Origin of the sequence: Nocardia vaccinii NBRC 15922 (assembly GCF_001613305.1) — a bacterium.
GTDB lineage: Bacteria > Actinomycetota > Actinomycetes > Mycobacteriales > Mycobacteriaceae > Nocardia > Nocardia vaccinii.
Window position 1 is genome coordinate 64524 of record NZ_BDCC01000027.1, and the last position, 7681, is coordinate 72204.

The window sequence follows — 7681 nt, forward strand, 5'->3', positions numbered from 1 at the left end:
GGCCGACACGGGACATCCTGTGGGGCAGCGGGATCGGGCCACAAGGCCTCCGCACCCTCGGAGTAAACCTCATTCACAATTACGATTCCGTAACGGAATCTCGTAGCCTCTCCTTGCTGCCGCCGTGGGTCCGGTTGCATGGCAGGTAGGGCCGAAGTGACCGTCGCGAGCGGTCGGTGCCCCGGTCGAGGCCGGGGTGAGCGTCAGTCGGCCGAAGGAGGGTTGTGCCGTGCGGATTTGGCCGATCGAGGTCTGCGGGGGCGTATAGGCGAGTGTTCGGATGGTCGACATCTCGACCGTTTCCTGTGTCATGTCGAATGCTCGTCACATTTTGCATGCTTCGCGAATAGATTATCGCTTCGAAGCCTCTTGCCGCCTGCCGCGGTTCCGAGTATGTGAGTTTCCTGCGGAATAGTGCTGAGTTTCGGTCGGCCGGGTCCAATTTTCCGGACGATCAATTCTCCGTGCCTTTTTCATAAATCACCGGAGTGATTGATTGGAACGCGTTCTATCATGCTCAACGGCAATAACTTATTTCCGGATTCGTCGGTGCGATTTCGTGATCCAACCGATATGCTGTGGCGATGTTCAAACCGAGACTGGGTGTCCGGGCTCGTATTCTGGCCATTGCACTCGTCCCGAGCCTCGTATTGCTCGTCATCGGTGTCAGCGGCGCAGGATATGCCGTGACGCAAGGTAGGCATGCGCGGGATTGGTCGAAAGCCCTGGCATCCGCAACCCCGCAGAGCAGGGAATTGGTAACCGCGGTACAACTCGAACGGCAGTATTCGATTGTCCGGCTGGCGAGTGGCGGTGGCGATCCCGGGCCACTCGCGCAGGCCCGGGCCCGTTTCGATGCTATCTCGAGTGCGCTCGATCAGACTACGCCCGAATTCACCAAGATCGGGCATTCCGAGGTGACCGGCAACATCGGCGGAATCCAGACGGCGAAATCGCGCTTGTTGTCGGTACGTGCTCAGGTCGACGCCGGAACGTTGCCGATCGCCGACGCGTACAACTATTTCGGCCATTTCCTGGACGCGATCTCGGTCGGCAGTGAGATTGTGGAGGCCGATGCGCCGACGCCCCAGGTGGCGAGCGCGGTGGCGACCGCGCTGATGATCGTCTCAGCCTCGGAAATGCTGTCTCGCAGTGCGGCATTGGGGGCGGTACTGACCCGCAACGAAATGCTGTCCCCGGCGCTGGCCATCGAGTTCTCGCGCCTGGTCGGCGGGTATCGCACCAGCATCGAATCGCAGGCCGCGCAATCGCCGGAGATCAAGGCGGTTACGACGAGTCCGGCCTGGCTGCGATTGATCATGATGGAGAACACCCTCCTGGCGCGTGCGCTGGATCCGATCACCGCGGCGCCCAGCAAATATGGTGCGACACCCACGATGGCGCCGATGGCGTTCACGGCTCAGGACTGGACCGATACCACGAGCGAGGCCGACAACGCGGTGCTCACGCTCTGGTACGGCCAGATGCTGCGCGCGCTGAACCTGGCGGCGGATACCGCGGACGCCAAAGCGCGCGACGCGCTCCTGGTCGGCGGTCTGCTGCTGGCCGCCGCGGTGGCGGCCTTCGTCGTGTCGTTGCTGCTGGCCAACCGGGTCATCGCGCGACTCGGCCGGCTGCGTAACGAGACGCTGGCGCTGGCCAATGAGCGCCTGCCGCGGATCATGCAGCGCCTGCGCGCCGGGGAAGCCGTCGATGTGAGCGACGAGTCGACGCCGCTGGCCTTCGGCACCGACGAGATCGGCCAGGTGGCGGACGCGTTCAACCATGCCCAGACCGAGGCCGTTTCGGCCGCCGTCACTGAGGCCGGCACGCGTGAGGGTGTCCGCAAGGTCTTCCTCAATATCGCGCACCGCAGCCAGACCGTCGTCCATCGCCAGCTCGAACTGCTGGACGAGGCGGAATCCACGCAGGAGGATCCGACGCTGCTCGATATCTTCTTCCGCCTGGACCATCTCGCCACCCGCGAACGGCGTAACGCCGAAAATCTGATCATTCTGGCCGGAGGCGAGCCCGGACGCGGGTGGCGCAATCCCGTTCAGCTGCTCGAGGTCGTCCGAAGCAGTGTCAGCGAGGCGGTCGACTTCAGCCGGGTGAAGATCGTCCGAGCGCCCGATCTGATGATCGCCGGTAGTTCGGTGGCCGACCTGGTGCACCTGCTCGCAGAACTCATCGACAACGCCGCCAACTTCTCCCCGCCGCAATCGCAGGTGGAGGTCCGTGCCGGCGTCGTGGGCAAGGGTGTGGCCGTCGAGATCGTGGATCAGGGCGTCGGGATGGGCGAGGAACAGTTCGCCCGGCTCAATGCCGTGCTGGCCGACCCGCCCGACTTCGGTGTGGGCACCTTGTCGGAGGACTCGCGACTGGGGATGTTCGTGGTCGCCCAGCTGGCGCGGCGCAACGACGTCGCGGTGCGGCTCGCGGAATCCGATTACGGCGGCGTCCGCGCCATCATCGTCATTCCGTCGAAACTCATTGTCGCCGACGCGTTCCCGTCCACCGGAGCGTGGCGGGCCGCCGACACGAGAGGGTCGGCGGCCGTGCCGGAGCTGTCCGGCCAGGTCGCCCAGCCGTTGCCGGTGGCGTCGCGGGGCGCGGATACCGGGATCGGATTCGACGCTCCCGCACAACTTCCGCCGTATGCGGGCTCCGGCGACAACGGCCGTGCCGAATCGGGAGCCCGGCCGCGCCCTTCGCTTCCGCGCCGCCGCCGCCAGGCGAGCCTGGCGCCGGAATTGGCGAACGACGGCGCGCAGCGGCCGCCGGACCAGCCCGTACCACCGGCGCGGACCGCCGAACAGGCACGAGACATGTTGTCCGCCATCGAGATCGGGACCATGCAGGGCCGCCGGGCCGACCCCGGCGCACCTGGTTCCGGTAACCCGACGTTCTGATAGAGGAAGCACCGATGACGAACCCGCAAACCACTGATTTGAACTGGTTGCTAGACGATCTGATCGAGCGACTGGTCGGCTCCCGCTACGCCGTGGTGCATTCCACCGACGGGCTGCTCTTGGGCCGATCCTCGTCCCTGACCAGGGATGACGCCGAGCACTTCGGCGCCATGTCCTCGACGCTGTACGGCCTGGGCCGCAGCGCGGGCGCTCGCTTCGACGGCGGTGGCGTCCGGCAGGCCATCATCGAGCTGGACCGCGCGATCCTGTTCGTGACCGCCGCGGGCAGCCATGCCTGTCTGGCGTTGCAGGCCACCGCGGACGCGAAACTCGGAATGGTCGCCTACGAAATGAATCTCACGGTGCAACGTGTCGGCAGTCTGCTGTCCACGACACCCCGCTCGCAGCTGACCGGACAGGTCCTCAACCCGCGACTGCCATGAACCCCGACTCCAGGAGGTGGTTCGACGAGGCGGCTGGGCCGCTGGTCCGCCCGTATGCACGGACCGGCGGACGGACGTCCGGTCGAGTCCACACGCTCGACATGCTCACCATCGTCGTGGTTCCCGCCGCGGCGCCGCCGTTGCGTCGCATCGAACTGGAATACGGTCAGATCGTTCAGTTGTGCCACCAGCCGCTGGCTGTGGCGGAGGTATCCGCCGCACTGCGAGTGCCGCTGGCGGTAACCAAGATCCTGATCGGCGACCTGATCGCCGACGGCATACTCGTTTCCCGTGCTCCGGTCGCCGCGCACCATGCCCCGGCCGAGGACCTCAATCTCTTGCGAGCGGTACTAGATGGCATCAGAAAGCTCTGATTCGAACAAGCCCATGGCGACCTCGGTGAAGATTCTCATCGCGGGTGGATTCGGGGTCGGCAAGACCACGATGGTCGCCACCATCAGTGAGACTCCCGCGCTGTGCACGGAGGAGTTCATCACCGAATTGTCCACGGGCATAGATGATTTGCAGGGAGTCGAATCGAAGGTCACGACGACCGTCGCGCTGGACTTCGGCCGCGTGACGATCGACGACAGCCTGGTCCTGTACCTGTTCGGGACTCCCGGGCAGGATCGATTCTGGTTCCTGTGGGACGAATTGGCGCGCGGTGCGCTGGGCGCGGTGGTCGTGGCGGACACCAGGCGATTGGAAGCGGCCTTCGCCCCGATCGACTACTTCGAACGCCGCGGCACCGCATTCGCGGTGGCGGTCAACTCTTTCGAGACAGCACCGCACTACACGCCCGCCGAAGTGCACGACGCCCTGGATCTGAACGAGCAGACGCCGGTGCTGCTGTGCGATGCCCGCGACCGGGACTCGTGCAAGCACGTGCTGATCACCCTCGTCGAGCATCTCATTCAGCGAATCAGCGCCGCGCCGACCGCTCACCCGGCTCGATAGCGGCTGCGCGACAACGTAATAACCGAATATTCTCGAACAGAAGGAAATATGAAGCTATCGGTAGACGCCGCACGCTGCCAGGGCCACACGATCTGCGCGATGGTCGCACCGGAGCTGGTCCGGCTGAGCGATCTGGACGGCCACGCTACGGCGGTCGACGGCGAGGTTCCGGCCCAGGCCGAAGCCGGGGCCCGGGAGGCCGTCGGCTCGTGCCCCGAACGCGCGATCTCGTTGAGCTGAAAGGACTTCGACCATGACTGTGGAGAACGTCCGGCCGGAGTCGGATCACCGGCACAACACCTATCACTTCGACCGGCACACCCCGGAGTACCGGCATCGCTTCGGCGAGATCACCCGGGAGATGCACGAGCAGTGCCCGATCGCATGGACCGAGACGCACGGCGGTCACTGGGTCGCCGCCGGCAACCGTGAGGTCTTCGAGCTAGGCCCGTTGTCCGCATATCCCCAACGATCGGGATGTGAAGGGCGAACGGCGCGGTTACCAGGGGATCACCATTCCCTCGGAGGGGCAGGCGATGCCGATCCGCAACGGGATCCTCGAGATGGACGATCCCGAACACGGTCAGTTCCGCTCGGTGCTGAACCCCTATCTGTCGCCCAGCGCGGTACAGCGCTGGATCCCGTTCGTCGACGACCTGGTGCGGGCCTGCCTGGACGAGAAGATCGAGTCGGGGCGGATCGATTTCGTCGACGACCTGGCCAATATCGTGCCCGCCATGCTGACGCTTGCGATGCTGGGTATTCCGCTGCGCAAGTGGTCGATCTACTGCGAGCCGGCGCACGCTTCGGTCTACACGCCGCCGGACTCACCGGACATGGAGCGGATCAAGGAACTGCATCTGGCGATGGGGATGGATCTGTTCGCCAATCTGCAGGAGATCCGGGAAAGCCCGCGTCCCGGATTGATCGACGCGCTGGTTCGCTTGCGGATCGACGGCGAGCCGGCCGACGACATGGACCTGCTCGGCCAACTGGCTCTGCTGATCGGCGGCGGCTTCGACACCACGACCGGGCTCACCGCGCACGCACTGGAATGGCTGTCGGAGAACCCGGCTGAGCGCGACACGCTCAGCCGCGAACGCGAGCTGATGCTGAACGCGGCGACCGAGGAGTTCCTGCGCTACTTCACCCCGGCCCCCGGCGACGGCCGCACCTTCGCCGAGGATTGCGAGATCGCCGGACAGCAATTCAAGGAGGGCGAGCGGCTGTGGTTGTCGTGGGCGATGGCCAACCGGGACCCGGCGGTGTTCCCCGATCCGGACACTCTGGTGATGGATCGGAAAGGTAACCGCCACTTCAGTTTCGGGCTCGGCATCCATCGATGCATCGGCTCCAATATGGCCCGGATGGTGTTCAAGCGAATGCTGATCGCGGTCCTGGACCGGATGCCGGATTTCGTCTGCGACCCCGCGGGCGCCGTGCACTACGACACCATCGGAACCATCCAGGGCATGCGGCACCTGCCCGCGACGTTCACCCCCGGCCCACGCCTGGGCGCCGGCCTCGAGGAGACGGTGGACGCCTGGCAGCGCCGCTGCGACGAGGAGAATCTGGCCGAACCGGTCACCGCGCGAGGACGCGAGTCGAGTTGATCGAGTCGGTGCCCGGGCGGTCGAGCGCCGCGTCGGCTCGATCGCCTGTCCGTCCGGGGCCGGGCCGTTGACGCCCGGTTGTATCCGTCGAGGCATTATCGGCATGGGACCCGTGCACAGCGGCCGGATCGTCGGCGCCGCAGTGTAATCCGGGTGATCCGGGTACCCGACTGCCGCATCCGAGCCGTGGATGCGGCAGGCGACCGCGGTCAGCATCTCGCACTGTCCGGTACACGCGGCGTGAGCAGGAATGCCAAGGGCGTAACCGACCAGCGCGACACGGATAGCGGCACCGCTGAGCGAGAGAACGTGCCGGCGCTGGATGAAGGCGCTACGGTCGTCCGGGATCCGTACTGGGACAAGGAATCCGAGGTCGAAGCTGCACCGTGTCGGGGTAACGATTTCGAGACGTAATGGAATCGGGAGCTTCGAGCCAGTGGGGGTCGGCAGAATCAGTTCCAGGCCACAGGAATCCAGAGGTGGCCGGTGGGGTAGTCAGTGGCAGGCCCTGGTGGGGCACGGCCGTTGCCGTCAATGGCCTCATGGGCGGCCGCTTGATTCGTCTGTGGTTGTGTGACAGGGACTTCAGTGTGGAAGGCGGTCTGGGGGTGCAGCGCTTTCCAGCGCGGGAGGTCTTCGGCGGCGGAACTGGGTAGGTCGACGGCAGGGCCCACCGCGCTGGGGTGACATTTTGGTTACGCACTCCTTACCTGCGGCCCCTCGTTGCGGTGAGTGCGTGTTGGTGGGGATTCGCACCGGGGGCCTCTCGGGGGTGGGGAGTGTGCAGCGAATTTACCGCAGGTTCGTTTACCCTGTTATGCTAGCCGATGCATTCCGTCAAGATGGGACGCATGCCGGCGACAAGGACAATTGTCTTGTCAGCGTGCGCGATCGTGGCAGTTTTTGCTGAGCTTTGTCATTTACAAGCGAGAGGGCGGCAACCTTGCAACCGACATCGAACTCGTCTGCATTGTCGGCTCGAGAAACGTCCACCATGCACGTGAATGCTAATGGCTTGGCTCCCCTTACGCGGGCAACGAGGGAATCGGGGCAGGAAGTGTCCACTGTGCACGTGAACGCGAACGACCTGGCTCCCCTCACGCGGGCAACGAGGGAAACAGGGCCAGAAGTATCCGCCATACACGTGAACGGTGGGATCTGGATCGGCGGGGAGTACCAGGACCTGACCGCGCACATCCCCGCAGCCCACGGTCAAGGTTTCCTTTTTCAGCCCCATGCGATGCCGTCAGCGTTGCAGAATTGGTATGCAAAGTTGGCCACCCTGATCGGCAACATTTGGGACATGTTCGGGCATCCGGACAGTGCGGGGTCGCCACCGCAAACCATGATTCCGCCGCAGGTCGATGCGGTCCCCGAATCAACCGGGGCAGCGGCGCAACAGTACAGCTCGCTGGCCCAGCAGCTGAAACACGACCTCAACTACTTCGTCAGCAACGAGAACTCGGTGGCAGGCCTACTCTCGGAAGGCAAAGCGAACATCACGGAGGGACGAAACGCGGTCCTCAATCTCATCGCCGGCATCAATAATTCCATGTCCGCATCGACAGATGTTCCTGCGATGTACGAGACGATCGACAACGCAATTACCTCCGCCAACGCCACTCTCACTGCGTATCTGAACGATCAGCGCCAGATCGCCGACAAAGTCCAACCAATCGCAGACCCGCAGTCGTCGGGCTCGGAAGCGTCCACCGTGCACGTAAACGTGAACAACTTGGCTCCTCTCACGCGAGTG

The 7681-nt window shown here is 64.6% G+C and carries 7 protein-coding genes and 1 pseudogene; all 8 read left to right on the top strand.

Annotated elements, in window-relative coordinates; genetic code table 11:
• Positions 1–584 precede the first annotated feature (584 nt).
• A complete protein-coding gene (locus tag NV1_RS18555; RefSeq protein WP_067892942.1) occupies positions 585–2912 on the top strand; it encodes a sensor histidine kinase in 2328 nt (775 codons plus the stop codon).
• Positions 2913–2926: 14 nt separating this feature from the next.
• Positions 2927–3355, top strand: coding sequence for a roadblock/LC7 domain-containing protein (locus NV1_RS18560; RefSeq protein ID WP_067892944.1), 429 nt, complete (start codon positions 2927–2929; stop codon positions 3353–3355).
• Entirely contained in the window at positions 3352–3729 is a 378-nt protein-coding gene (locus NV1_RS18565) for a DUF742 domain-containing protein (protein WP_067892946.1), read from the top strand. Before NV1_RS18560 ends, NV1_RS18565 begins: the two co-directional genes overlap by 4 nt.
• Positions 3730–3742: 13 nt before the next feature.
• A complete protein-coding gene (locus NV1_RS18570) occupies positions 3743–4312 on the top strand; it encodes a GTP-binding protein (RefSeq protein ID WP_245713793.1) in 570 nt (189 codons plus the stop codon).
• Positions 4313–4360: 48 nt separating this feature from the next.
• Positions 4361–4552, top strand: coding sequence for a ferredoxin (locus tag NV1_RS18575; RefSeq protein ID WP_067892950.1), 192 nt, complete (start codon positions 4361–4363; stop codon positions 4550–4552).
• Positions 4553–4565: 13 nt separating this feature from the next.
• Positions 4566–5925, top strand: a pseudogene (locus NV1_RS18580) (cytochrome P450).
• 153 nt (positions 5926–6078) lie between these two features.
• Positions 6079–6339 carry a hypothetical protein gene (locus NV1_RS18585; RefSeq protein WP_067892951.1) on the top strand — a complete coding sequence of 87 codons (261 nt, stop codon included), beginning with the start codon at positions 6079–6081 and terminating at the stop codon, positions 6337–6339.
• 658 nt (positions 6340–6997) lie between these two features.
• Positions 6998–7681: hypothetical protein (locus NV1_RS18590; protein ID WP_157117118.1), on the top strand; the 684-nt coding region annotated here is incomplete at its 3' end.

Excerpts from the sequence above, each read along its gene's own strand:
- NV1_RS18555 (WP_067892942.1), top strand. The coding sequence starts at position 585 with ATGTTCAAACCGAGACTGGGTGTCCGGGCTCGTATTCTGGCCATTGCA.
- NV1_RS18560 (WP_067892944.1), top strand. The coding sequence starts at position 2,927 with ATGACGAACCCGCAAACCACTGATTTGAACTGGTTGCTAGACGATCTG.
- NV1_RS18565 (WP_067892946.1), top strand. The coding sequence starts at position 3,352 with ATGAACCCCGACTCCAGGAGGTGGTTCGACGAGGCGGCTGGGCCGCTG.
- NV1_RS18570 (WP_245713793.1), top strand. The coding sequence starts at position 3,743 with ATGGCGACCTCGGTGAAGATTCTCATCGCGGGTGGATTCGGGGTCGGC.
- NV1_RS18575 (WP_067892950.1), top strand. The coding sequence starts at position 4,361 with ATGAAGCTATCGGTAGACGCCGCACGCTGCCAGGGCCACACGATCTGC.